The sequence below is a fragment of the Siccibacter colletis genome, assembly GCF_000696575.1.
GTDB classification, from domain to species: Bacteria; Pseudomonadota; Gammaproteobacteria; order Enterobacterales; family Enterobacteriaceae; genus Siccibacter; species Siccibacter colletis.
This window is the reverse complement of sequence record NZ_JMSQ01000009.1, coordinates 135,180-157,998: the sequence shown is the minus strand read 5'-3', so window position 1 is coordinate 157,998 and position 22,819 is coordinate 135,180. Positions and strand designations below refer to the sequence as shown.

28 protein-coding genes are annotated in these 22,819 nt (G+C 59.7%); 8 read left to right on the top strand and 20 right to left on the bottom strand.

What is annotated here, in order from left to right; all coding sequences use genetic code 11:
* Window positions 1–93: 93 nt before the first annotated feature.
* Together mdtI and mdtJ are read right to left on the bottom strand one after the other, a co-directional pair.
* Window positions 94–423: a multidrug/spermidine efflux SMR transporter subunit MdtI gene (mdtI, locus tag ET34_RS0112720; RefSeq protein ID WP_031522611.1), complete on the bottom strand. Its 330-nt coding sequence runs from the start codon at window positions 421–423 to the stop codon at window positions 94–96.
* Complete coding sequence (gene mdtJ, locus ET34_RS0112715) at window positions 410–772, bottom strand: multidrug/spermidine efflux SMR transporter subunit MdtJ (RefSeq protein ID WP_201770434.1); 363 nt, start codon at window positions 770–772, stop codon at window positions 410–412. Before mdtJ ends, mdtI begins: the two co-directional genes overlap by 14 nt.
* 488 nt (window positions 773–1,260) lie before the next feature.
* Between mdtJ and ET34_RS0112710 the strand changes: the two genes are divergently transcribed.
* Both ET34_RS0112710 and ET34_RS0112705 read left to right on the top strand, forming a co-directional pair.
* The gene (locus ET34_RS0112710) at window positions 1,261–1,674 is read left to right on the top strand and encodes an ASCH domain-containing protein (RefSeq protein WP_031522606.1); all 414 of its coding nucleotides are present in this window, start codon (window positions 1,261–1,263) and stop codon (window positions 1,672–1,674) included.
* Window positions 1,671–2,606 (top strand): LysR family transcriptional regulator, encoded by a 936-nt coding sequence (locus ET34_RS0112705; RefSeq protein WP_031522605.1) that lies wholly within the window; start codon window positions 1,671–1,673, stop codon window positions 2,604–2,606. Before ET34_RS0112710 ends, ET34_RS0112705 begins: the two co-directional genes overlap by 4 nt.
* A gap of 1 nt (window position 2,607) precedes the next feature.
* Here ET34_RS0112705 and mdcH read toward each other — a convergent pair whose 3' ends face one another.
* The 8 genes from mdcH to mdcA all read right to left on the bottom strand — a co-directional run bounded on the left by mdcH (window position 2,608) and on the right by mdcA (window position 9,692).
* Window positions 2,608–3,513 (bottom strand): malonate decarboxylase subunit epsilon, encoded by a 906-nt coding sequence (gene mdcH, locus ET34_RS0112700; protein ID WP_031522603.1) that lies wholly within the window; start codon window positions 3,511–3,513, stop codon window positions 2,608–2,610.
* Complete coding sequence (locus ET34_RS0112695) at window positions 3,514–4,122, bottom strand: malonate decarboxylase holo-ACP synthase (protein ID WP_031522601.1); 609 nt, start codon at window positions 4,120–4,122, stop codon at window positions 3,514–3,516. It abuts the gene before it with no gap.
* A 3-nt stretch (window positions 4,123–4,125) separates the two neighbouring features.
* Window positions 4,126–5,085: an AEC family transporter gene (locus ET34_RS0112690; RefSeq protein ID WP_031522600.1), complete on the bottom strand. Its 960-nt coding sequence runs from the start codon at window positions 5,083–5,085 to the stop codon at window positions 4,126–4,128.
* Between the two features lie 153 nt (window positions 5,086–5,238).
* Window positions 5,239–6,039: a biotin-independent malonate decarboxylase subunit gamma gene (gene mdcE, locus ET34_RS0112685; protein ID WP_031522598.1), complete on the bottom strand. Its 801-nt coding sequence runs from the start codon at window positions 6,037–6,039 to the stop codon at window positions 5,239–5,241.
* On the bottom strand, window positions 6,036–6,872 hold the full coding sequence (locus ET34_RS0112680) for a biotin-independent malonate decarboxylase subunit beta (RefSeq protein WP_031522596.1): 837 nt from the start codon (window positions 6,870–6,872) through the stop codon (window positions 6,036–6,038). Before ET34_RS0112680 ends, mdcE begins: the two co-directional genes overlap by 4 nt.
* Window positions 6,865–7,164 (bottom strand): malonate decarboxylase acyl carrier protein, encoded by a 300-nt coding sequence (gene mdcC, locus ET34_RS0112675; RefSeq protein ID WP_031522595.1) that lies wholly within the window; start codon window positions 7,162–7,164, stop codon window positions 6,865–6,867. Before mdcC ends, ET34_RS0112680 begins: the two co-directional genes overlap by 8 nt.
* Before the next feature lie 9 nt (window positions 7,165–7,173).
* Entirely contained in the window at window positions 7,174–8,040 is an 867-nt protein-coding gene (locus tag ET34_RS0112670) for a triphosphoribosyl-dephospho-CoA synthase (protein ID WP_031522593.1), read from the bottom strand.
* Window positions 8,040–9,692: a malonate decarboxylase subunit alpha gene (gene mdcA, locus ET34_RS0112665; protein WP_031522591.1), complete on the bottom strand. Its 1,653-nt coding sequence runs from the start codon at window positions 9,690–9,692 to the stop codon at window positions 8,040–8,042. Before mdcA ends, ET34_RS0112670 begins: the two co-directional genes overlap by 1 nt.
* A 255-nt stretch (window positions 9,693–9,947) precedes the next feature.
* Between mdcA and ET34_RS0112660 the strand changes: the two genes are divergently transcribed.
* Both ET34_RS0112660 and ET34_RS0112655 read left to right on the top strand, forming a co-directional pair.
* Window positions 9,948–10,145 (top strand): hypothetical protein, encoded by a 198-nt coding sequence (locus ET34_RS0112660; RefSeq protein ID WP_031522590.1) that lies wholly within the window; start codon window positions 9,948–9,950, stop codon window positions 10,143–10,145.
* A complete protein-coding gene (locus tag ET34_RS0112655) occupies window positions 10,114–10,584 on the top strand; it encodes a hypothetical protein (protein WP_051640533.1) in 471 nt (156 codons plus the stop codon). Before ET34_RS0112660 ends, ET34_RS0112655 begins: the two co-directional genes overlap by 32 nt.
* A 99-nt stretch (window positions 10,585–10,683) precedes the next feature.
* Here the strand turns inward: ET34_RS0112655 and ET34_RS0112650 are convergent, their stop codons facing one another.
* The 6 genes from ET34_RS0112650 to gatZ are packed head-to-tail and all read right to left on the bottom strand — an operon-like array spanning window position 10,684 to window position 16,057.
* Window positions 10,684–11,538 carry a tagatose bisphosphate family class II aldolase gene (locus tag ET34_RS0112650; protein WP_031522587.1) on the bottom strand — a complete coding sequence of 285 codons (855 nt, stop codon included), beginning with the start codon at window positions 11,536–11,538 and terminating at the stop codon, window positions 10,684–10,686.
* The gene (gatD, locus tag ET34_RS0112645) at window positions 11,538–12,602 is read right to left on the bottom strand and encodes a galactitol-1-phosphate 5-dehydrogenase (RefSeq protein ID WP_031522585.1); all 1,065 of its coding nucleotides are present in this window, start codon (window positions 12,600–12,602) and stop codon (window positions 11,538–11,540) included. The genes ET34_RS0112650 and gatD overlap by 1 nt, the downstream gene beginning before the upstream one ends.
* Window positions 12,603–12,644: 42 nt before the next feature.
* Window positions 12,645–13,988: a PTS galactitol transporter subunit IIC gene (locus tag ET34_RS0112640; RefSeq protein ID WP_031522583.1), complete on the bottom strand. Its 1,344-nt coding sequence runs from the start codon at window positions 13,986–13,988 to the stop codon at window positions 12,645–12,647.
* A gap of 4 nt (window positions 13,989–13,992) precedes the next feature.
* On the bottom strand, window positions 13,993–14,277 hold the full coding sequence (gatB, locus tag ET34_RS0112635; protein WP_031522581.1) for a PTS galactitol transporter subunit IIB: 285 nt from the start codon (window positions 14,275–14,277) through the stop codon (window positions 13,993–13,995).
* Between the two features lie 33 nt (window positions 14,278–14,310).
* The gene (gene gatA, locus ET34_RS0112630; RefSeq protein WP_031522580.1) at window positions 14,311–14,769 is read right to left on the bottom strand and encodes a PTS galactitol transporter subunit IIA; all 459 of its coding nucleotides are present in this window, start codon (window positions 14,767–14,769) and stop codon (window positions 14,311–14,313) included.
* Window positions 14,762–16,057: a tagatose-bisphosphate aldolase subunit GatZ gene (gene gatZ / locus ET34_RS0112625; protein WP_031522578.1), complete on the bottom strand. Its 1,296-nt coding sequence runs from the start codon at window positions 16,055–16,057 to the stop codon at window positions 14,762–14,764. Before gatZ ends, gatA begins: the two co-directional genes overlap by 8 nt.
* Before the next feature lie 303 nt (window positions 16,058–16,360).
* On the opposite strand from gatZ, the gene ET34_RS0112620 reads away from it, so the two are divergent.
* Window positions 16,361–17,143, top strand: coding sequence for a DeoR/GlpR family DNA-binding transcription regulator (locus ET34_RS0112620; RefSeq protein ID WP_031522576.1), 783 nt, complete (start codon window positions 16,361–16,363; stop codon window positions 17,141–17,143).
* Window positions 17,144–17,315: 172 nt separating this feature from the next.
* Window positions 17,316–17,744 carry a translesion error-prone DNA polymerase V autoproteolytic subunit gene (gene umuD / locus ET34_RS0112615; RefSeq protein ID WP_031522574.1) on the top strand — a complete coding sequence of 143 codons (429 nt, stop codon included), beginning with the start codon at window positions 17,316–17,318 and terminating at the stop codon, window positions 17,742–17,744.
* On the opposite strand, the gene ET34_RS21875 is transcribed toward umuD, so the two are convergent.
* Window positions 17,735–18,007 (bottom strand): DUF1272 domain-containing protein, encoded by a 273-nt coding sequence (locus ET34_RS21875; protein WP_072002024.1) that lies wholly within the window; start codon window positions 18,005–18,007, stop codon window positions 17,735–17,737. The genes umuD and ET34_RS21875 overlap by 10 nt on opposite strands.
* A 110-nt stretch (window positions 18,008–18,117) precedes the next feature.
* Window positions 18,118–18,522, bottom strand: a complete 405-nt coding sequence (locus tag ET34_RS0112610; protein WP_031522572.1) for a RidA family protein — start codon at window positions 18,520–18,522, stop codon at window positions 18,118–18,120.
* Window positions 18,523–18,681: 159 nt separating this feature from the next.
* Between ET34_RS0112610 and ET34_RS0112605 the strand changes: the two genes are divergently transcribed.
* Window positions 18,682–19,278, top strand: coding sequence for a TetR/AcrR family transcriptional regulator (locus tag ET34_RS0112605; protein ID WP_031522570.1), 597 nt, complete (start codon window positions 18,682–18,684; stop codon window positions 19,276–19,278).
* A 677-nt stretch (window positions 19,279–19,955) separates the two neighbouring features.
* On the opposite strand, the gene ET34_RS0112600 is transcribed toward ET34_RS0112605, so the two are convergent.
* Entirely contained in the window at window positions 19,956–21,053 is a 1,098-nt protein-coding gene (locus ET34_RS0112600; RefSeq protein ID WP_031522569.1) for an oxidoreductase, read from the bottom strand.
* A 136-nt stretch (window positions 21,054–21,189) separates the two neighbouring features.
* On the opposite strand from ET34_RS0112600, the gene ET34_RS0112595 reads away from it, so the two are divergent.
* Window positions 21,190–22,062 (top strand): LysR family transcriptional regulator, encoded by an 873-nt coding sequence (locus ET34_RS0112595; protein WP_031522567.1) that lies wholly within the window; start codon window positions 21,190–21,192, stop codon window positions 22,060–22,062.
* Between the two features lie 10 nt (window positions 22,063–22,072).
* On the opposite strand, the gene ET34_RS0112590 is transcribed toward ET34_RS0112595, so the two are convergent.
* Window positions 22,073–22,660: a CGNR zinc finger domain-containing protein gene (locus tag ET34_RS0112590; protein WP_031522566.1), complete on the bottom strand. Its 588-nt coding sequence runs from the start codon at window positions 22,658–22,660 to the stop codon at window positions 22,073–22,075.
* Window positions 22,661–22,819 lie beyond the last annotated feature (159 nt).

Below are 22,819 nucleotides of genomic sequence, written 5' to 3'. Positions count from 1 at the left end.
ATTACTTTAGTATGAAACAAGTTGTTAACATGTGTGTAGTAATAGTACGACATCGCGGGAATTTTGCCGCCCGCATCACGGGCGGCAATGGGATCAGGCGAGCTTAATCAGGACCATACCGACTAACAGCAGCCCCATACCAATCCAGCCCTTACGGTTCAGGCGCTGGCCGAACAGCACCCAGCCGGCAGCGATGGTCGCCGCGACGCCGAAGCCGCCCCACAGCGCATAGGCAACGGAGAGATCGATGCCCTTCACCGCCAGGGAGAGCGCGCTGAAGGCGGCGAGCACCGCCAGCAGGGACAGCACGCCGTAACCGACGCGGCGAAAACCGTCGGAGAACTTAAGCAGAATGTTGGCGGCGATCTCCAGCACGATGGCTGCCATCAGCCAGAGGATATGTACCCATTCAAACGCGTGCATGGCGGCCCCCTTTCATAGCGCGGGGCGCGCTGCTGCCGGATTTAATCAGCAGAATGCCGACAATCAGGGTCACCAGCCCCGCCACTTTCATCAGCGACAGGCTCTCATCGAACAGCAGCACGCTGAACAGGGTAATCAATACAATTCCTACCCCTTCCCACAGGGCGTAGGCGACGCCGAGCGCAATGCGCTTGACGGAAAACGACAGAAAAATATAAGAGATGGCGATCATCACCAGCATTAAAATATAACCTGCGTTACCACCGCTCACGCTGGCCCATTTCATCGACAGCGTGCCGGTAATCTCAGCAATAATAGCCAGGCCTAATAATATCCAGTAAAACACGATTTCTTCTCCTGAATGAGAATAAATAAACCCGGTTTTTCCACGCTATTTACGCGAGCGAAAATCGAGCCAGTAAAGACCATAAAAACGTGATATCAGGAGAAGATACTAAAGCCCGGAATGCCAGTGCTGCTCGCTACGAGGCGAGAAAAGAGATGAGATATGAAGAGGTTGAGTTGAAACGCTAATCCTGAATTGCTTATCCATATAATTACAAGTTATCCGCGGTGTTGCTTCTCGTCATTGCGGATGAATAATGTCCCCGGTAGTTAAACACGCCATGATTTTTGCACAGGCCAGGAATTTACTCAACGTCTTTATATTAATTTACGCAACGTTATGCGTTTGTAATCGCGGTGGTTTTTATAATTAACATTTCATTTTATTATCCATTGCATGATCATGCAGCAAACACGAAATAAGTAGCATTATTATGCTGGCTGCCGCTATTATCGTTTTGACAATAATAATCAGCTTCTGGAGCTTTTTCGATGGACACTCTGACCCTGCTCAAACAGAAATACCCCGCAGCCCACGTCTGGGCCTTCGGCGACTCACCCGAACTGGCGGATGAACTGCTCAACTATGTGGTTCACGGCGACAAGCGCGCCACCTGCAGCGCAGCCAGCGCCTTTCATGAGGAAGGATTAAAAGTGGTGCCGGGGGACTATCATATCGTTCTGAACGGGGCCGGCGAACCGGCATGCGTGATCCGCACCCTTACCTTGCGGCTGGTGCGTTTCTGCGACGTCACCCCCGAGCTGGCAGCACTGGAAGGTGAAGGCGACAAGAGCCTCGCCTACTGGCGCGACGGCCATGAGAGCTTCTTCACCCGCGCCGGATGCTACGCCCCCGACATGGAGCTGATCTTCGAGGAGTTCTCGCTGATCGAGACGCTGCCATGAGCGTGGACATCAACAGCGAACTGACCTTTCGCAAGCTCGCCATTTTTACGGCCTTTATGGAGCGCGGCAACATTGCCCGCACCGCCGAGGCGCTGGATATCAGCGCCGTCAGCGTCCACCGGGCGCTGCACACCCTTGAAGAGGGGCTGCGCTGCCCGCTGTTTACCCATAAAGGCCGCAACCTGGTTCCCCTGCCCGCCGCCTGGACGCTGCTCGAATATTGCCAGGAGGTGACACAGCTGATGGCCCGCGGCCTGGAAGAGACGCGGCGCATCGCCGGCGTCGGCCAGGGACGCCTGCGGGTCGGCACCCTCTACTCCCTGACGCTGGAAACCGTGCCGCGCCTGATCATGGGTATGAAACTCCGGCGGCCTGAGCTGGAGATGGAGCTGACGATGGGGTCCAACCAGGTGCTGCTCAGCAAGCTGGAAGACGGCCTGCTGGACGCGATCCTGATCTCGGTTACGGAAGCGCAGATCGACCCGAAAACCCTGGAAGTGATGCCGCTGTTCCAGGACGACATCTGGCTGGCAGCCCCTGCCGAACAGGTGCCGGATGGCCGCACCGAAGCCGACCTGCGCGACTACAGCGACCGCAAATTTGTCTCGCTGGCCGAGGGGTTTGCCACCTATGCGGGCTTTCAGGAAGCCTGTCACGTTGCCGGGTTTGAGCCGGACATCGTCGCCAGGGTCAATGATATTTTCTCGATGCTGAGCCTGGTGCAGGCCGGCGTGGGGTTTTCGCTGGTGCCGGGAAGAATGAAGACGCTGTATGAGAATAACCTGCAGCTGCTGAAGCTGGCGGAGCCGTACCAGATGCGACAGCAGATCGCCATTGTCTTCGCCCATAACCGCGAGCGCGACCCCAATCTGCTGGCGCTGGCTGCCGAAGGGCGCATGTACGCCCTCAGCCGTCAGGAGGTAAAAGCCTAGCTCAGGCGCGCTGGCGCAGCTTTGTCGCCAGGTGAACCGCCACATCAACGCCGCTGCGCTCCAGGGAGATGCTCTCCCCCTCCCAGCCCGCCTGGCGGGTCAGACAGGTCAGCACGCCGCCCGGCGGCATCTCAATCGCCAGCCGCCCGTCGCGTTCGTTGGCCGCCACCATCGCCTCCTGCCAGCGCACGGTGCGCGCCATGTTAAAGGCTAAATCCTCCGCGATCCGCTCCGGCTGCCACAGCACCCTCGCGCTGCTGCCGCTCAGGTAGGCGCATTCCGGGCGCCGCAGCGTCACCGTCTCAAAGGCCGCGGCCAGCTTGCGGGCGGGTTCGTTCAGCAGCTCGCAGTGCGACGGCACGCTCACCGCCAGGCGATTCACCTTGCTGGCCCCTATCGCCAGCGCCGCGTTGCCGACCGCAGCCATCTGCTCGTCACGCCCGGCAATCACTATCTGGGTCTCGGCATTCAGGTTGGCGATGTACGCCCCGCTGCCCGCCAGCAATTTTTCTACCTGCGGCTGGCGCAGGCCGATGATGGCCGTCAGCCCATAGCCCTGCGGATAAGCCTGCTCCATCAGATCGCCACGCAGGGCCACCAGCCGCAGCGCATCGCGAAAATCGAGCGCCCCGGCGATAACTGCCGCCGGATAAGCGCCGATCGACAGTCCGCTGACGATATCCGGCGTGACGCCGCGCTCAGCCAGCGCACGCGCGCCCGCGACACCGGCAATCAGCAACGCCAGCTGCACCGCCCGGGTATGGCGCAGCGCGTCAGGGGTATCGAGGGTATCCAGTTCGTCGCCCAGCACCTCACGCGCTTCGCGCCAGGTGGCGCTGGCTTTCAGGTGCGCCAGCATACCGGCACGCTGGGTGCCCTGACCGGGAAAGGTCATGACGATTTTCATTTATGCCTCCCTGTGCCAGGGGTCGCGTACCAGACGCGGCCCCTGATTGATTTTCAGCAGAACCCGCCCGTCACGCAGCCACTCGTTGAGGGAGAACGCGCCCGCCGGGGTTTCCACCTGGGTATCGGCCCGGCATGGCAGCTGTGCAATCAGCGCCTGCCAGGCGGCAAACTGCGCGGGCTGCAGCGGCTCGGGTGCGCGCAGGGTGAGATCGAGATCGCTGGCGGCGTGCAGCACCGGGATTTCCGTAGCCAGCGCGTACCCGGTGCTGCCGGTTACGCCCCACGCCCAGGGCCAGCGCCGCTGCGCCAGCTGAATAGCAGCCTGCACCGGCTGCTGCGAGACAAACGGCGAACGCAGCAGCAGGTTCAGATCGGTCAGATCCTCTGGCGTTACGCGCTTCACTACCGCCTCTGCCGCCACCCATCCGGCGGCGCGCTGCTCGCGGCGCATGCCGCGCACCCCGACCGGGATGCGCTCGCCGTCAACATCACGCCGCACCACCACCGGCAGGCCGCTATGCCACAGCGTCTCCACCCAGGCATCAGTGATGCCGTGAAGTGAAGCGCGGTCGCGCAGCCAGAGCAGATCGTGAGGGCGTGGCGTCATGGTTTAGATCCCTGAAGTGAGTGAGATGAACAGCGGCAGTGACAGGATGCTCAGCACCGAGCTAAGCAGCAGTACCGCCTCGGCATCCGGGGACTGTACGCCAAACCGGTTACCGAATACCACGCCGAAGAAACCGGCTGCCAGCGCAATCATCAGGATAGCGGTAATCGCCACCGAGCCGGACAGGCCAAGCGCCAGCACAATCCCCCAGGCGATAGCCGGCTGGATCAGCAGTTTGGCGAGGGTCGAGGTCACCACCACGGTGTTGATTTGCAGTTTACGCGCCGAGAGGATCACCCCGGTGAGGAACAGCGCCGCCGCGGTAGCGGACAGGCCCAGCGGTTTAATCGCTGACAGCAGCAGATCCGGCATTTTGATGCCAATGGCGGAGAGCACCACCCCCAGCAGCGGACCCCAGACAATCGGTTTTTTCACCGAGCGCCACATCAGCACCGGCAGCATCGCCAGCGTCGAGCCGCTGTTCTCACCGGCCGCGCGGGCTTTTTCACGTTCGAGGATCAGCAGGCAGAACGGGGTCATCAGCACCGAACCACAGGCGATGGATACCGCCACCGACAGCGAAGTGGACGGCCCTTCCCCCAGCACGCTGCCGAGGATCGGCAGGCCCAGCGCGGCGTAGTTCGGCAGCGCCACGGTCAGGGTCAGCACTGCGGCATCCTGCGGCGACTTTTTAAACACCTTGGTCGCCATGAAGTAGATGGCGGCATAGGTGATCCACATCGCCAGCACCAGCACCACAATCAGCGGTGACTGCGCGACGATGCCGCTCCACGGGGTCTGTACGGTGGCGCTGAACAGCGCAGCCGGGAGCGCGAAATCCATTACGAAGATATTGAGCAGGGAAACATTCTGGTTATCGACCATTTTTGCCTTACCGGCCCAGAAGCCAAGCAGCATGATGACAAAAATGGGTGCAAGAGCATGAACAATCACGTAAGTCATAAATCACCTGTATGAAAGAGAAAGTAGCACTGGCGCGATGTGTTGCTCCTCATCCTGCGAGGCGTAGCGCCCCGCATGGTGATGAACATTTATTTTTTTCAGTAGCGGCGTCGGCACAACCGACACCGCTATCCGGCAGGTCTCTTACTTTTCTTACCAGCTGGCGCGCAGGCGTTCGCGTACCAGTGCGGAGCTACGACGGTTTTCAGCCCCGAGGCGATTTTTCAGGCTCGGGTCCTGACGCGCATCGCGGACGGCATCGGCCAGCGTGCGGTTAACGAGGGAGAGATCGTCGGTGGACGGCGCATCCGGGTTGCTGATGTCCAGCAGATCGGAGAGCAGCCCGAGGGTGGCATAGTTCGCCACGTCATAGGCCATTGGCGGAATGGTCGCCGCCAGTTTTTCCAGCGCGTCGACGGTACGCAGTGTAATACGCGCCGCGGATTCTTTACCCATCGCATGCACCAGCACGCCGCTGTCGTTGAACGCGATCAGGCGGTTGGCCTGGTAGCCGTGAGCGAGAAACGCGCCGGACATCGCTTTGCCGACAATAAGGCCAATTACCGGATGTCCGGCGAGACGCGCTTTGGCATATGCGCCTGCCGCCCCGGCCAGCGCCTGGTGAATCCCGAACGCCTCTTCGCGACGGCCATAGGCCTGACTCGGGACATCGATCACCGCGATAATCGGGCGTTTTACCGCGCTGCTGGCATCGGCATCGATGGTCTCATTCACCACTTTTGCCAGCGTCCAGCCTTCCAGCAGACCCACTTCGCCGTTTGCGGCGCGCGGATAGTGGTTTCCGGCATCCGGGACTACGGCGATAAAGCGTGCCGTTTCCCCGTTCAGTTCGCCATCAGCCACCTGAACCGACGGGCAGAGACCCGCCATACGTGTTGCGTTGGGTGCCAGTTTTTCCAGCCATAACGCACCCCGGCTTACTGATTCGCTCATCCTTTCACCTCCGGTGCAAATACCTGTTTGATCTGCTCAGCATCCGCCTGCTGGCGGGTATCGAACTGACTCAGACGTTCAAGATACCAGGCGTAGTTGTCGCTGCGGTGCTGCGCAGGCACGCCTTTGGCAATCGCGTCGTTCATCGCGGCTTTGACGGCGTTGACCCCGTCGCCCACCAGCGCATCCACCAGGCCGCTCTGATAGCGGGTTTCACCCCCGGTCATGCTCCAGATAAACGGCCGGTCGCGGGAGTCATACTCTTCAATCCCCGCTTCCTGCTCGATGACCTGTGGGCCGTTGAGGCCGAGACGCGCCTCGCGGGTGACGATCAGGTAGCTGCACAGCGCGGCGGCGATGGACATCCCGCCGAAGCAGCCGACGGTGCCGGTAATGATGCCAATAACCGGGGTGTAGCGACGCAGATCGACAATCGCGGCGTGGATGTCGGCAATCGCCGCCAGGCCGAGGTTGGCCTCCTGCAGGCGCACGCCACCGGTTTCGAGGCACAGCACCGCCTGAGTCGGGATGCCGTTGCGGTTATCTTCTGCGGCCAGTTCAAGGGCAGCGGCCATTTTCGCGCCGGACACTTCGCCCATACTGCCGCCCTGGAAGGTGCCTTCGATGGCAATCACCACCGCCGGCTGGCCGTTGATGGTGCCTTTCGCCACCACCATGCCGTCGTCGGCCTGCGGGACAATGCCCTGCGCGCCGAGCCACGGCGACATCACACCCTCAAACGGATCGAGCAGTTCGCGGTAGCTGCCCTCATCCAGCAGTTCGTGCGCACGGGCACGGGCCCGAAGCTCGATAAAACTGCGATCGTTACGCATGCTCCACCTCCTCGAAAACCTGCTCAATGCGAATGCGCGCCACACCCGGCGTCGCGCCGAAGTCGTGAATAATCAGCTGGCCGGATGGCAGACCGTTCTGCATGTTCAGTCGGTCAAACAGCGCGGTCCAGCGCGCGGTGCTGTTATCGACGGAGGTAGTGATATCCACCGTCAGGGTTTTTGCGGCGTCGGCGGTGTACAGCACTTCCATATCACCGGAACCGACAACCCCCGCCAGTGCTTTACCGTTCAGGGAACGGCTTGCGGGGAATGACAACGTAATGTGTTCCATAACGCCCTCTTAATGTGTTAGTTGAGCTGCCTGCGGCAGGCTCGTGCGATCCAGAAACAGCGTGGCAGCGAGCAGGTCGGCTGCGCCGCCCGGCGAGGCATTGCGCGCCAGCATATCGGCATCGAGGCGGGCCAGCGCGTCGCGTCCGGCGGCCTGTGCGGTGCCGCCGGCAGCCAGTACCGCGCGGGCACCCTGCTGCATGGCTTCCAGTCCCTCCAGCCCGGCGCGGTTAAGCACGCAGGTGTCGGTCAGGGAAGTCATGATGGCCATCAGCGCATCGAGGCGGGCCTGCGTTTCACTGGCCCCCTGCGCCCGGCTGGCCCACAGCTGCGGTAGTGCCAGACGGGTGACGTGCGGGAACCCCTGCTGAGCCTCTTCCCGCGCTCCCGGCACCTGATAGCGGTGGGTAGCGCGTAGCCCTTTGCTGAAGCCCTTCGGCGCGGCGTTGTCCGGCAGCTGCGCCAGACGGGCGGCAGTTTGCGTGACAACGTCACTCGGTGCCGCTTCGCCCAGCATGGCGACGGCGCTGACCAGTAACCCGAGCGCCCAAATGGCACCGCGATGGGTGTTAACCCCGCCGGTGGCCGCCATCATTGCCTGTTCGCCTTCGCGTCCCAGCCGCCCTACGGTCTCCCGCAGCGCGATATCTGCCGGGCGCAGCCAGCTGTGCTCCGCCATATGTTGAAACGCCGGGGTCAGGCTGTGCGCCGAACGCTCCATCAGGGCCAGAGTCAGGTCGTGATGGGCGCCGCTTCCCCGGGCATCCACCAGACCCGGCTTCGGGGTTAAACGCGCTTCATCAATCAGGCAGACGGTGGCGACGCGCGCCAGCCAGCCAGCCATCCCGTCGGCGTGAGTCTGTGGAAGATGTTTCATTACCAGCTCCGGAATTTCGCAGGTGGGTTATAAAGACCGCCTGACCATTCAACCAGGTCAGAGACGCTGCTGGCAGCCAGCAGTGAGCGGGTGGCGTCGGAGCGGCGGATACCCATATCTTCCGGGTACACCACTTTGCCGCTGCGGCGCAGCCCGGCAACGCGTGCGGCGTCAACGCCCAGACCGATGTCGGTGATACCGGCTACGGCGGCGACCATGGCGCGGCGCTCCTCAAGGCTTTCGGCACGATAGAGGTAGGCAATCCCCTCTTCGGTCAGCACGTGGGTCACGTCATCGCCGTAGATCATCACCGGCGCCAGCGGCATGCCGGAGGCTTTCGCCACCTCAACCGCATCGAGTTTTTCCACGAAGGTCGGTTTCACGCCCGCCTGGAAGGTTTCCACCATCTGCACCACCAGTTTTTTACCGCGCTGCATCGGGTCCGGCTCGGTGATCATGTTCAGCCAGGCCGGGGTGGCGTGGCGACGACCGTGCGGGTCATGCCCCATGTTTGGCGCGCCGCCGAAGCCGGAGAGGCGTCCGCGGGTTACGGTGGAGGAGTTGGCGAAGCCGTCAACCTGCAGGGTGGAACCGATAAACATATCCACCGCGTACTGCCCTGCCAGCTGGCAAAAGGCGCGGTTAGAACGCATTGAGCCATCTGCCCCGGTAAAGAACACGTCCGGGCGGGCGCGGATGTACTCTTCCATCCCCAGCTCGCCGCCGAAGCAGTGCACGCTCTCTACCCAGCCGCTTTCGATCGCCGGGATCAGCGTCGGATGCGGGTTCAGGGTCCAGTGCTTACAGATTTTGCCCTTCAGACCGAGCTGTTCGCCGTAGGTTGGCAGCAGCAGTTCGATGGCGGCGGTGTTAAAGCCGATACCGTGATTGAGAGACTGCACCTGATGCTCGGCGTAGATGCCTTTGATGGCCATCATCGCCATCAGGATATGTTCCTGTTTGATCAGACGCGGGTCGCGGGTAAACAGCGGTTCGATAAAGAACGGTTTGTCCGCTACCACCACGAAATCCACCCACGAGCCAGGAATATCGACGCGCGGCAGATCGCTTTCGTCGTCCACCAGCTCGTTGACCTGGGCGATGACGATACCGTCATGGAACGCGGCGGCTTCCACCAGCGCCGGGGTATCTTCGGTACTGGCCCCGGTGTAGAGGTTCCCCTTGCGGTCGGCTTTGAAGCCGGCAATCAGCGCCACGTTCGGCGCCAGATCGACATAGAGACGGGAGTAAAGCTCGATGTAGGTGTGGATGGCGCCGATTTCCAGCAGGCCATCTTCCAGCAGCTGCGAAATACGCAGGCTCTGGGTACCGGAGAAGGAGAAGTCGAGCTTGCGGGCGATGCCCTTTTCAAAAATATCCAGATGTTCGCTGCGTCCGACGCTCGGCATAATCATATGCAGGTCGTGGACTTTCGACGGGTTGACTTCAGCCAGCATGCGGGAGAGAAAATCCGCCTGCTTCTGGTTGTTCCCTTCCAGTACCACGCGGTCACCGGGGGCGATCAGTTTTTCCAGCATCCCGGTAAGCTGGTCGGTGGGAAGCACTTTGCCCTGCACGGGAACCGAGGCGATGCGCCGCTGTTTCTCCGTGCGGCGCGTGTTCCACACACGAGCCGTTTGGTTGCCACTCATTATTAACCTCCTGATTTAGCGAATCTTTGTGATTTGCTTAACGCTGGAGGTAGTGTGGACCCGCCTGCCGTCCCCATCAATTAAGTTCGCGGGCGAATCATTAGCCTGAGAGTAATAATCGGTGTTGATAAATGTGAGGTGGGTCGCAAACGGTTTGAGATCATCGTTTTGCGAGCCGCCCTATAAAACCAGCCTCCGGGCGTGGAAAGCACGCTGCCTGTGGTATACTTGTCGAATAAATGCACAGGAGGATGTATGAAAAACACCCCGGTCAATGCCGCTAACCTTTCCGGTTTGTTGGCTAAAGCGCGTAGCGCAGGTAGCGTTCGCTTAACGGGCAATACTCAGGAAGAACGCCGTCAGCAGTTTATGCAAGAGGTACTGGAGATGGATGACTCGCAGTTGGTTAAAGGAATTAACCATGGGCAGAAGAGAAAAAATTTCGTCCGTTGAAACCAGCGCGTTGTTTCATGTTATTTCCGCAGAGTATGGTTTCACCACGGATGTGGTTTTATCGTATTTCCAGGATATCGACGATCTGATTCAAATGTGGGAACGCGACAAGTGCGTCTGGGTCTATTCTCAGGGCGAAAAACATCAACATGGCTGGATTAAGCAATCCCATATCAAAGGCAATGGCGCGCTGGTTCCTTTTTATATTGGCTTACACCATACCCGGGTACTGGACGATGAAAGGGAAACCGATCCTTTACTGGTTCTCTCTTTTGAACAACGAGAAGGCATAGCCGAACCAGCGCTTGTCATTCTTACCATGCTCGATCATGCGGATATGTTTGGCGAAACAGGCCCTGCAAAGCATAACGAGCAGCAGATGCGCCTTATTCATCAACGTCTGGATGCGTTAGTTCGCTACCCTTCCCGCTCTGAGTAGCATTCATATCAGTTCGCTTTATAACGTCGTTATTCGCGGGGCGTTACGCCGCATACGATGAGGGGACAGCAACACGCTTTCCCCTCTTTGCTTATGCGCTTACAGCTTCCCTTCGCTGCCGCAGATGCGGATTTTCTCCTGCACCACCTGCTTCATCGCCAGCTTGCCCGGCTCCATGTATTCGCGCGGATCGTTCGCCTGCGGGCAGGCGTGAAAATAGCCTTTTACCGCATCGGCAAAGGCGATCTTCAGCTCGGTGGCTACGTTAACCTTGCAGATGCCGCGGGCGATGGCGTCCTGCACCATACGCGCCGGAAGCCCTGATGCGCCGTGCAGTACCAGCGGAATGCTGACCTGCTCGCGAATACGCTCCAGCCGGGCAAAATCGAGCTTCGGTTCCCCCTGATAGAGGCCGTGCGCCGACCCAATCGCCACCGCCAGCGAATCGATGCCGGTGCGCCGCACGTATTCCCGCGCCATCAGCGGATCGGTAAACAGGCTCTCCGTTTCATCCACTATCAGGTCGTCTTCCTGCCCACCCAGTCTGCCCAGCTCGGCTTCGACGGTCACGTCATAGCGACGGCAGATCGCCACCACCTCCGCCACGGCGGCAATATTCTGCTCAAACGGAAAATGAGAAGCGTCAATCATCACCGAGCGCACCCCGGCTTTGACTTTGGTATGAATATCCTCCGCCGCCTCGTGGTGGTCGAGATGCAGCGCCAGCGGCAGATCGTAGCGCCGTGCCGCCTGCTGGCAGATAGCCACCAGATACCCCAGCCCGGCGTAACGATACGTGCCGGGCGTGCCGGCCAGGATCACCGGGGAACGCATCTGCGCCGCGGTTTCGGCGACCACCTGAACGGTTTCGAGGTTATGAACGTTAAACGCGGGTACCGCGTACCCTTCGCGCTGCGCCTTCTGCAGCATGGCATGGCTGGCAATCAGGTACATCAGCTCTTCTCCATTTCTGGCGCACTGAAATCAAGTACGATCTTACCGTTCATCGGTTGGCCATTGAGGGCGCGCACCGCGTCGGCGTAGCCCTGCGGCCCCGCCTGGACCGCGATCAGCGCATCGAGATTGATGCTTCCCGCTTCAAACAGCTGCATCGCCTGCTGCCACTCCACCCCCGGCCAGGGGCCGGAATAGTTCATCCAGCTGCCGAGCAACCGCAGCTCGCGCCGCAGGATCAGGCCAAAACAGGCGCTGCTCAGGGTGATGTCGCGATGGAGAGTGCCGATCAGCCCGACCTGGGCCTGCGGCCCGGCGATCTCAATGGACAGCGTCACGGTCTGCGGGCTACCGGCGGTTTCAAGGATGAGCTGGTCGAAGCGCTGTGGGGTCAGCGCCGCATGTATCGCCTGCGCTGTCATCTCCTGGCTGTTAAATACCTGGTCCGCCCCCAGCGTGCGAGCCAGCGCCAGCCGCTCCGGGTTGATATCAATGGCGGTGACCGACCGCGCGCCGAGCGCCTTTGCGGCCTGCAGCGCCAGCAGGCCAATGGTTCCCGCACCGATAATCACCACCTGCTTGTTGGCGCAGCCGCCTGCCAGCTGCATGGCGTGCAGCCCGACCGTCAGCGGCTCAAAAAAGGCACCCGCCACCGGCGATACCTCCGGGGGTAAGCGAAACAGGTTGCGCCGCGGCAGCACCACATACTGCCGGTTGCCGCCGTCGCTGCGCGAGCCGATAAACTGATAATGTCGGCACTGCGACCACAGCTGGCGCTGGCACTCGTCGCAAATAAAGCAGGGTTGTAAAGGCACGCAGCAGACCCGCTCCCCCGGTTCGAGGTCGTCAACCGCGCTGCCGCATGCCCTCACCTGCCCGCTAAATTCATGTCCGAGAGTAATGGGGTAAAAGTGCGCCCCCTCGTGGAAAATGCGCGGGAGATCGGACCCGCACAGCCCGGAGCAGAGCACCTCTACCAGCACCTCCTGCTCATTCTGTAGCTGAGGCATCGGCTGTTCTTCAACCGTAACGCTGCCTCCGGCGTGTATCACGACAGATTTCATGGCACAGACTCCTGAAACACGAGGGCTGACGCCCCCGTCATATTATTCGTGTTCGGCAGTGGTTACCTGACGTGCCCGACGCCAGGTGAGCAGGACACCGAGGCCATAGATGACGCCGATGACCACCAGCGCGGTAACGTTCTGCCAGGTCAATAGCTGGATAAGCAGATACGTCACCGGCGACCCGCCCTGATCCATAGAGGCGACCTGACCACCGGCCTTCAGCGCGCCGGCGTTGGCGGCCAGTTGGGTGTGCAGCCCGATGGTCTGGGTGGCGATCCACAGCGTCATACTCATGATGATGACGCCGGAGATCAGGGTGCGGAACAGGTTCCCGCGGTGTACCGCGACCGCCATCGCCACAAAGAAGCCGATGGTGGCGAGGTCGCCGAACGGCAGCACCTTATTTCCGGGCAGCAGCACGGCAATCAGAATGGTCAGCGGGATAAAGATCAGGCTGGCAGATACCACGGCGGTATGGCCGAGCAGCAGCGCCGGATCGAGGCCAATCAGGAAATCCTCGCCGCCAAATTTTGCCTGTAGCCGCGAGCGCGCCTGGCGGGCAATAGGCGTCAGCCCGTCCATGATCGGCTTGATCACGCGCGGCATCAGCAGCATCACCGCGGCGGTTTTCACTGCCAGCTGCAGTACGCTTTTAGCATCCCAGGAGGCCAGCACGCCGATAATCGCGCCCATCATAAAGCCGACGGTGACCGGCTCGCCGAACGCGCCGAAGCGTTTCTGTACGTCGTCTGCGCTGAAGTGGATACGGCGCAGACCCGGCACTTTTTCGATAACCGTGTCCACCAGCACCGCGATCGGCCCGAACCAGGCTGAGGTGCCGTGCGGCACAGCAATGCCGTCCAGCCCGAAGTAGTCGCGGGTATCCCGGGAGAACCAGTCGCCCAGCTTGTAGGCAAAGGCCGCATGGACCACGACGCCCAGCATGCCCAGCCAGTACGAGCCGGTAGCGAGGTGCACCAGCGCGCCGGTGAAGGTCATATGCCAGATATTCCAGATATCGACGTTCACCACGCGGGTCAGGCGCGTCAGCAGCATCAGGATGTTGACGCCAATGGCTACCGGAATGGCAATGAGCGCAATCTGCGAGGCCCAGGTCATGGGTGAGGAACCCGGCCAGCCGACGTCCACCACCTCAAGGCCGATTTCGAAATGCTCCGCCATCGCCTTAGCTGCCGGCCCGATAGAGTCGAGCATCAGGCCAATTACCAGACCGATGCCGACAAACCCGATACCGATATGCAGACCGGACTTAAACGCGTCGCCCGGCTTCATGCCGAGGCACAGGGAGAACAGCACGATCACAATCGGCAGCATCACCGCCGGCCCCAGATCGAGGATATAACGCATAATTTCGCTAAACATGGCGCTACTCCTGCAACAGGGTCAGGATTTTCTGCCGCAGCGCGTCAATGCCGACGCCCGAGACGAACGGCATGCCGTGCACCACCGGAATATCGCCAAAGCTACGATCGACCCGGGCGGTGGTGCAGATCAGATCCACGCCGTGCAGATAGGTTTCGATTTCGTTGACGCGGCACTGGACCAGCTCCAGCGCAATATGGTGCTCGTCGCACAGCTCCTGAATTTCTTGCGCCGCCAGGGTGGAGGTCGCGACCGCCCCTCCGCACGCTACGATGATCTTTCGTTTCATTTTTATTCTCCGTTTGCAGGTACAGGTAAAACGTTACGTCGCCGGGGCGAGAAGATGCTGGCGCAGGCACGTCGCCAGCCCCGCATCCGGCACCGTTAACAGGCTGTCGATAACATCAGGCTGCTGCAGCAGGCCGAACAGCGTCCGCAGCAGGTTCAGTTGCTCCTGCGGATGCGTCACCACCAGGGCGATAATCAGCTCAGCGCCAATCTGTATGTCATCATCCGCCTGCGCGAATGGCACCGGCTGCCGGGGACGAATCAGATAGAGGGCGGGCTGCAGGGCGTGGCTGGCGTCGCAGTGAGGAATGGCGACGCAGTGGCTGTCGAGGACGATGCCGGTGGGATATGCGGCTTCGCGGGCGCGCAGCGCGGCGGGATAGCTCTCCCGACATATTCCCGCCTGCACCAGGGTTTCCCCAATATGAACCAGCGCCTCATGGGCATCGTTAAAATGCAGCCCGCTGGCGGTTAGCAGTTGATAGTTATGCATGGCTCACCTGCCGGGCGTGATGCAGCTGTGGATGGCAGCCGCAGGCATAATCCCGCAGCACGTCCTGAATTTTGTCGATGATGAGATGGTGAGGCGACGGTACCAGGGTGCCGTTCAGCACGCGGTCGTACTGCTTCGGCAGATACTGGCTCAGCATCCCCAGCGGGAGGGTGGTCGCATTAAGGTTGCTCAGCAGGGTCTCCAGCGCGCGGCTGATGCGCCCGTTTGGCCAGTAATAGCGGATGCGATCTGACAGGCTGAAATGAATATCCACCCGTGATTCCGACCACACCTGGCGGTAATACTTTTTCCAGTAGCCCGGCTCATCCAGCATTACCTGGTCGATCACCTCAACGATGCGGCTCTGGCTTTCCGGTGCCACCAGTACCTGCTCCATGCTCGCGAGGGCAAAAATGGCTTCGCGCAATGCGAAGGTGAGCGCCGGACCGACTTTCAGGATGGCGAAGTGATCCGCCACCAGCGCGCGATACGCCTTGCGGGTCTGGTAATCGGTGGAGTGCGCCTCGTAGACCACCGGTGTGCCGGTGATAAAGGCGCTCAGCGCCTGCGCTTTTGCCGGGTCATAGTGCACCACGCTGCTGTGGTCGAACTCGACGCCCGGTTGTACCACCAGCGCCACAATCCGTGGAATGGCCTCCTCCAGCCCGGCCTGGCGAAAGGCCTGGTGGTGCAGCTCAAGGGTCTCTGCGGCATCCTCGGGCCGGGTGATGTGCACGCGCTCAATCGCCGACGCCTCGCCGCCCGGCACCGGCACTTCAGTGCCGATCACATAGGTCAGGGCCGCTTTTTGCGCTGGCGTCGCACACGCTTCCGCAACGCGGCACAGATCGGCGGCGCGCTCCGCGACCAGCGCCGGGGGCAGCGGCACGGGATCGTCCGCACAGGACATGGACGCATCGAGGTGAATTTTGCTGAACCCTGCTTTAACGTATTCCGCAATCAACGTCCGGGCTTTCGCCATCGCCTCCTGGGCCGGCTCGTTTTGCCAGCAGTTTGGCCCCAGATGATCGCCCCCGAGGATCAGCCGTGCGGCCGGGAAACCGACGCGCTGCGCAATCGCCAGCACGTAATCGCGAAATGCCGCGGGCTGCATACCGGTATACCCGCCGTACTGGTTGACCTGATTTGAGGTGGCTTCGATTAGCACCTTGCGACGGCTGTGTAAATCAAGGCGCAGTGCCGCTTCGATCACCAGCGGATGCGCTGAACAGACGGAACAGATGCCGCAATCAAGACCACTTTTGTGCTGTTGTAGTAACGTTTTCATAATGTCCTCCGAATGCCTGACATTTAAAATCGTTTCTTTTCGTTTTCATCTCAATTGCTTTCTTTTGGTTGTGTGATCGCGATCGTTTAATTTCATATGGCCGCGCTGCTTTTTCTTAATAGCCGCCACGATCCGTGCAAAAATAACATTCCACATCAATACATTGGGGATTTTTAGTTATGTCGTGAATGCTTCCGGCGTTAGGGTTTCGATTAATTGCGTAATCCTTCACACTCTTTTAATTGTCGTTTTACTTTCTAACGCTTTCGTTTTAGGATGAGCTCACATTTTCGAGGAGTGTTTATGAATACGTTCGAGCGCAGAAACAGGATTGTGGAAATGGTTAACGCATCCGGCAGCCTGATGGTGAATGACATCGCCGCCGAACTGGGGGTGACCGAAGTCACAGTGCGTACCGATCTGCGTATGCTGGAAGAGCATGGACTGCTGACGCGCTTTCACGGCGGTGCGGCACGCAGCGGCGCTCTGCTGGCGTTTGACAGCGCTGCCGAAAGCAGTGAAGTCAGCCTGCACGAGCGCTATAAGCTGGCGGCGGACCCTAAAAGGCGCATCGCGATTGAAGCGGCGCGGCTGGTCAGGGAGGGCGATACCGTGATCCTCGACAGCGGCAGCACCACTAAGCTGCTGGCCGAAGAACTGGTCGGCATGAACAACATCACGGTGATTACCAACAACCTGCCTGCGGCTAACGTGCTGCTGGAAAACACGGATATCACGCTGGTGGTGTGCGGCGGCACGCTGCGGCATAAAACCATATCGCTGCACGGCAGTATTGCCGAGCATGCCCTGCGCGGGGTGTCGGCTAACCTGATGTTTGTCGGGGCGGATGGCTTTGACTGTGAAAACGGTATCACAACGTTTAACGAGGGCTACGCCATCAGCGCAGTAATGGCCGCGGCGGCGCAGCAGGTGGTGGTAGTCAGTGATTCCAGTAAATTTGGGCGTAAGGGCTTTAACACCGTGCTTTCGATCGAAAAGATCAATACGATCGTTACCGATAAAAAAGCACCAGAAGAGGCAATTAACCGCCTGAAAGAACAAGGGAAAAATGTGATTCTCGTCTGATCCCGCGTACATAATGCGTACAGCCGACGCCGTGACCAGCGATAAATTTTTTTCTCTCAGCGAACAGTAAGATAGCGCCAATAACAAGCGAAGCAGCCGGGGCAACGCTTGCCAATAGCGAACACTGATTTATACTGGCTATAAATACAGTATAATTATCGGGACCGCTGCGATGGCGCTATATCAGTTAACCCCTTCGCCTCACACCGTACGTTTACCGCTTTATCTTGAGCGGGTTTCAGCCGGGTTTCCCAGCCCGGCCACAGACTACATGGACAACGCGATCGATCTGGTCAAGCACCTGATCCCGCACCCCTCCTCTACCTATATATTGCGGGTAGCGGGTGACTCAATGCGCGACGCCGCTATCGTTAACGGCTCGCTGCTGCTGGTCGATGCCAGCCTGCGGCCTGGCCACGGCGATATTGTCGTTGCCCGGTTACGTGGCGACTTTACTGTGAAGCGTCTGCAACTTGCGCCCTCTCCGCATCTTCGTGCTGAAAATCCGGCCTATCCGCCAATTCCGCTCACGGATGAAGAAGACGTGCATATCGTTGGCGTGGTCACGACGGTGATCCACTCTCCGTCACGCTACGGCTGACGCCGATCGGGATGCGGTAGCGCCCCGCAGCCGGGATGCGCCCGAACAACGCGCTGCGTGGACGCGGGTGAGGTGAGTAATTTCTCTGCGGGCCTGACGGGGCGAGGCACCAGCTCTCCGCCGCAGTTGGGGCAATGCCGGGCAAGCGTTCCTTCTGCGCAGCTCACGCAGAAGGTGCATTCGAAAGAGCATATCCGCGCATCGCGGGAATCCGGCGGCAGCTCCTGGTCACAGCATTCACAGTTGGGTCGTAGTTCAAGCATGGCGTCCTCCTGGGTTTCGGCTACCTTACCCCGTCCGCCCGCGCTGCGTAAGACCGTTTCCGGACGAGCTGCTGCCTGAAACGGTCATCCGCCCTCCCCTTTTCCGCAGATTAGCTGCCGGCTCCCGCCGGGATGCGGGCAATCACTTTAATTTCAAAATCAAAACCTGCCAGCCAGGTCACGCCCAGCGCGGTCCAGTTTGGCGCAGGCCCATCGCCGAAGGCTTTCAGGCGGATCGGGTTAATGATGTCAAACTGTGCGGCGGGATCGGTGTGGAAGGTCGTCACGTCCACCACGTCGTCAAGGGTGCAGCCCGCGGCCTGCAGCACCGCCTTGAGGTTGGTGAATGCCAGCTCAACCTGCTTTGCAAAATCAGGCTCGGGAGAACCATCTTCCCGGCTACCCACCTGCCCGGACACAAACAGCAGATCGCCTGAGCGAATCGCCGCCGAGTAGCGGTTGATGTCATACAGCGCCTGGCGGCCCGGGGGGAAAACAGCGTCACGTATCGTCATACTCATACTCCAGTGCAGCAGAAGGGATCAAAGTGGCGGAACAAACCGCCTGCTCATCCGCCGGATGTGATAGAGTGAACTCACATACGCCGTGTATGTAAAATATTAAACATACGCCGCGTATGTCAATGGGCAACAGCATTAATTCCAGGAGCAGGTATGGCAGCGAAACGACGTGCAGAGATGGTGGAAGAAACCCGCAGTAAGCTGATTCAGGCAGCGCGTCAGGCATTTTCTGACAAGGGCTACGCGGCGGCGTCGATGGATGAACTGACGGCTGCCGCCGGGTTGACCCGCGGTGCGCTGTACCACAACTTCGGCGACAAGAAAGGCCTGCTGCAGGCGGTGATCGACCAGATGGACGCAGAAATTCTGCTGCAGATGCGCGAAGCCAGCGCGCGCGAGGCGACAAAGTGGGACGGGTTTATTGCCGAAGCCATCACTTACATTGAGATGTCGCTGGAGCCGGAGGTACAGCGCATTATGCTGCTTGATGGCCCGGCGGTGCTCGGCGATCCCTCGCAGTGGCCTAATCAGACCGCCTGTCTGCGCACCACCACCGAAGCGATTGAGGCGCTGATAGCAGAAGGTACGGTGCGTCAGGTGGATGCGGAAGCGGCGGCGCGACTGGTTAACGGCGCGGCGCTGAACGCGGCCTTATGGATTGCCGCCGCGGACGATCCGCACGCGGTACTGCCCCGGGCAATTGAGGCATTCAGGGTGCTGGTGTCGGGACTGCTGGCGGAAAAAGCCTGAGGTGCAGTTGACCTGCGGGGGAAATATCTGGTGCGGAAAGGTTAAAATAAGACAGCGTTTCGTCGTCTGAATATCAACATGGCCGACCACAACGCCGCTGATAATATAAACAACGCGCTGCTTTCCTGTGTTACAGAAGTAATTATGTCGTTTATCTGGACATATCGGATAATCCTCAAAATGGGGCGCTGTTTATTCAGACCAGAGGATATAATGTGAGCGACATCGTTAAGCAAAGCGCGTCGTTAGCCTGCGCGCCGGTGCAGATTCTTCTCGCAACTGCGGGAGCAGACTTACACGCAAGCGGCACAGTGAACGCTAACTGCAACGCGCGAGAGGCAGGCATGGCAGACAGCGCCGGTTATCCGGTCACTATGAATAATTAATCAGTAATTACGCATGGATTTTTTAATAACTATTAATCAATTCAGGATAACGCATAAAAAATTCACTATAACAAGGGCGAAAAACACGTCATAAAATAGCCTGACGTAAGAATTAAGGGCATCTTTTGATAACAATAAACGCCACATCGGCGTGTATTGTGCCGCCGCATTAACCCTCATCAAGCCCTGTTTTAGCGGCTTACTTTCTGTGTGCCTTATTTATTACCGGGCGTAACGCCCGGCTTTTTTTTCATATTTCAGCGCCAGATCTGGCGGGCAAATAACCGGCTGTCAGTCGGGGAGTTCACTCGCTTTAATATCAGCAATTGGTCCCAGAATCGCACTGTCGAATTTACACAGCGCCTCGCCCTGCGCCACCTTTTGCGGCCAGGCATGATTCGCCAGCGCACCGCGGCCCAGCGCGATGAAATCCGCGCCTGTGGCCATCACCTCTTCAGCGCGAGCCGGATCGTGCAGGCTACCGTTCGCCATAAGGGTCAGATCGGGAGCATACTTACGCGCCAGGGCTACCAGTGAGAGCGGGTTATCGGCAAATGCCGGTTTCCAGGCTTCATACTCCGTCAGATGCAGATAATCGATGCCGGCTGCGGCCAGCAGGGTGAATACCACGCGCGCATCCTCTTCGCCGTTGGCCCACTTGTGGAAAAAGTCATTCACCTTGCCCTGAGAAATGCGAATGCCCACCGGCACATCCGGGCCGACGCTGGCACGCACCGCGCGGATCACCTCCAGGCTGAGGGTCAGACGCTCCGCAATATTCCCGCCCCAGCGGTCCGTACGCGCGTTAGTGTAGTCGGTAAAAAACTGGTCAAGCAGATAGCCGTTCGCACCGTGGATTTCCACCCCGTCAAACCCGGCCTCCTCAACCGCGCGTGACGCCGCGTCGGCAAAGCTGGCGATAATCGCCTGGATCGCCTCTTCCGTCAGCATCTGCGGGATCGGATACGCCCCCTCTCCCCGGTAAAAGGTCATCTGCTGACCCACTGGCTGGATGGCCGACGGGCCAACGGTTTCCTGTCGATAATAATTGCCCTGTGAGAGCGCACCGCCGTGCTGGATCTGAGCAAAAATCTTACCGCCCCGGGCGTGCACCGCGTCGGTGGCGCGTCGCCAGGCCGCGGCCTGTTCGGCATTAACCAGCCCGCTCTGAAAAGCATAGGTCTGCGACCATGCGCGATCGATATAGATGCCTTCGGAAATAATCAGGGCAAAGCCACCGCGGGCGAAATCGGCGTAGTAATGCGCCATTTTTTCGCTGGCCAGACCCTCTTCTGAGGCGGAAACGCGGGTCATGGGCGCAACCGCGAGGCGATTATTCAGCGTCAGGGTGCCAATAGTGGCAGGGGTAAACAGAGGTGTAGCGTGCATATCGTTATTCCGGTGGTTGATTTATCAGGCGGATAACTATAATCCCGCCGTTAACCGCCTTAAACGGCGTAAACGGATAAGCTTGTATATCAATACGCGTTATAATCCGCTTTTACCGCTGAAAAATGATGACGTTATGGATCTTCGCGATGTGCAGCTGTTTCTGATCATTACCGAAACCCGCAGTCTGACCCAGGCGGCGCGGCGGCTGGATGTGTCGCCCATGGCGGTTTCCCGGCGGCTGGCGAGCCTTGAACGACAACTCAATACCCGTCTGGTGCAGCGCACCACGCGTTCGGTATCGCTGACACAGGAAGGCGCAGAATTTTTGCCTTACGCCCGGGCACTGCTGGAGGCGGAGGAAGGTGCCAGAGCGCTGTTCGATCCGAAGGTTAAAGGCGTGACCGGTCTGCTGCGGGTGACCGCGCCGTCCGGCTTCGGGCAGCGTCATATTCTGCCGCTGGTGCCCCGGCTACTGGCGGAGAATCCGGCTATGCGTATCGACCTGCAACTGAGTGAAGCGGTGGTGGATATTGTCGGCGGCGGCTTCGACGTCGCCATTCGCATCGCCCCGCTACGCGACTCCGGGCTGGTGGCGCGTAAAATCGCTGATAACCCCAGGGTGCTGTGCGCATCGCCCGCCTGGCTGCGCGACCACGGCACACCGAAAACCCTGGCGGATCTGGCGGACCATCACTGTCTGCGGCTGACCAGCGTGCTGCAGTGGACGTTTGACCTGGACGGTCAGCCCACCAGCATCAGCGTTGATGGCCGTTTCAGCGCCAGTAGTGTAGAGAGCGTCAGATCGCTCTGCGTTCAGGGGCTGGGCATTGCGCAGCTGACGCTGTGGGATATCAAACAGGAGTTGCAGGAAGGATCGCTGGTGGCAATTTCACTCGCCGATGTGCAGCCGCAAAACCTGCCGATCCAGGCATTGCTGCCCACTACCCGCTATTTGCCGCTGCGGGTAAGCCATTTTATCGACAGCCTGAAAGCGTCGCTGGCATAACGCCGACGCGCTATTTTTGCTGCTGACGAAAGCGGGCCACCTTCGCGCGATTACCGCACAGCGCCATGCTGCACCAGCGGCGGCGATGGGCTTTGGTACGATCGTAAAACCACAGCGTGCACTCCGGGTGTTCGCATTCGCGCACCAGTTCAATGTGCGGGTCGCTCATCAGGGAGGCCGCCAGCGCGGCTACCGGCTCCAGCACCTGCACCGGGGTTTGCGTTCCATAGATACGTTCCAGCCGCAGCCCGCCCTGCGGGTCCGTCACCAGCTGCTGATAGCTGCGGGCCTCTGCCAGATAGCGGTTCAGCGCCGTGACGTCCACCGCCTCGCCCGCTTTTTTCTGCATCACCAGACGGCGTATCACCTCCCGCAGCCGACGCGCCTCCTGCAGCAGCTCGCCCGCAGGAAACGGCAGCCGATCCGGCAGCGTCGCCAGCCCGGCGTGGGTCAGCCAGTGCTGCACGTCCTCCCCGGACTGCCAGAAATCCCGCGGCTGCCCCTCCACCTGCGCCACGGTATTCACAAAGTCGAGCGCGCCGTGATCGGCGATGAACAGTGGCGCGTTGCTGGTTAACAGCGATGGACTACCGGACATGCTATTTCTCCTCAGGATGACATCACCTGCGATCGTAACCCATAAAATTTAAAAATAACAGTTACAGACAATGTGTGAGTAACGCAATGATTTAGCGACGCTTCTTGTCGGGTATCCCTTCGCACACCTCAGTAACCATTAAAATTGCAGTTGACTGGT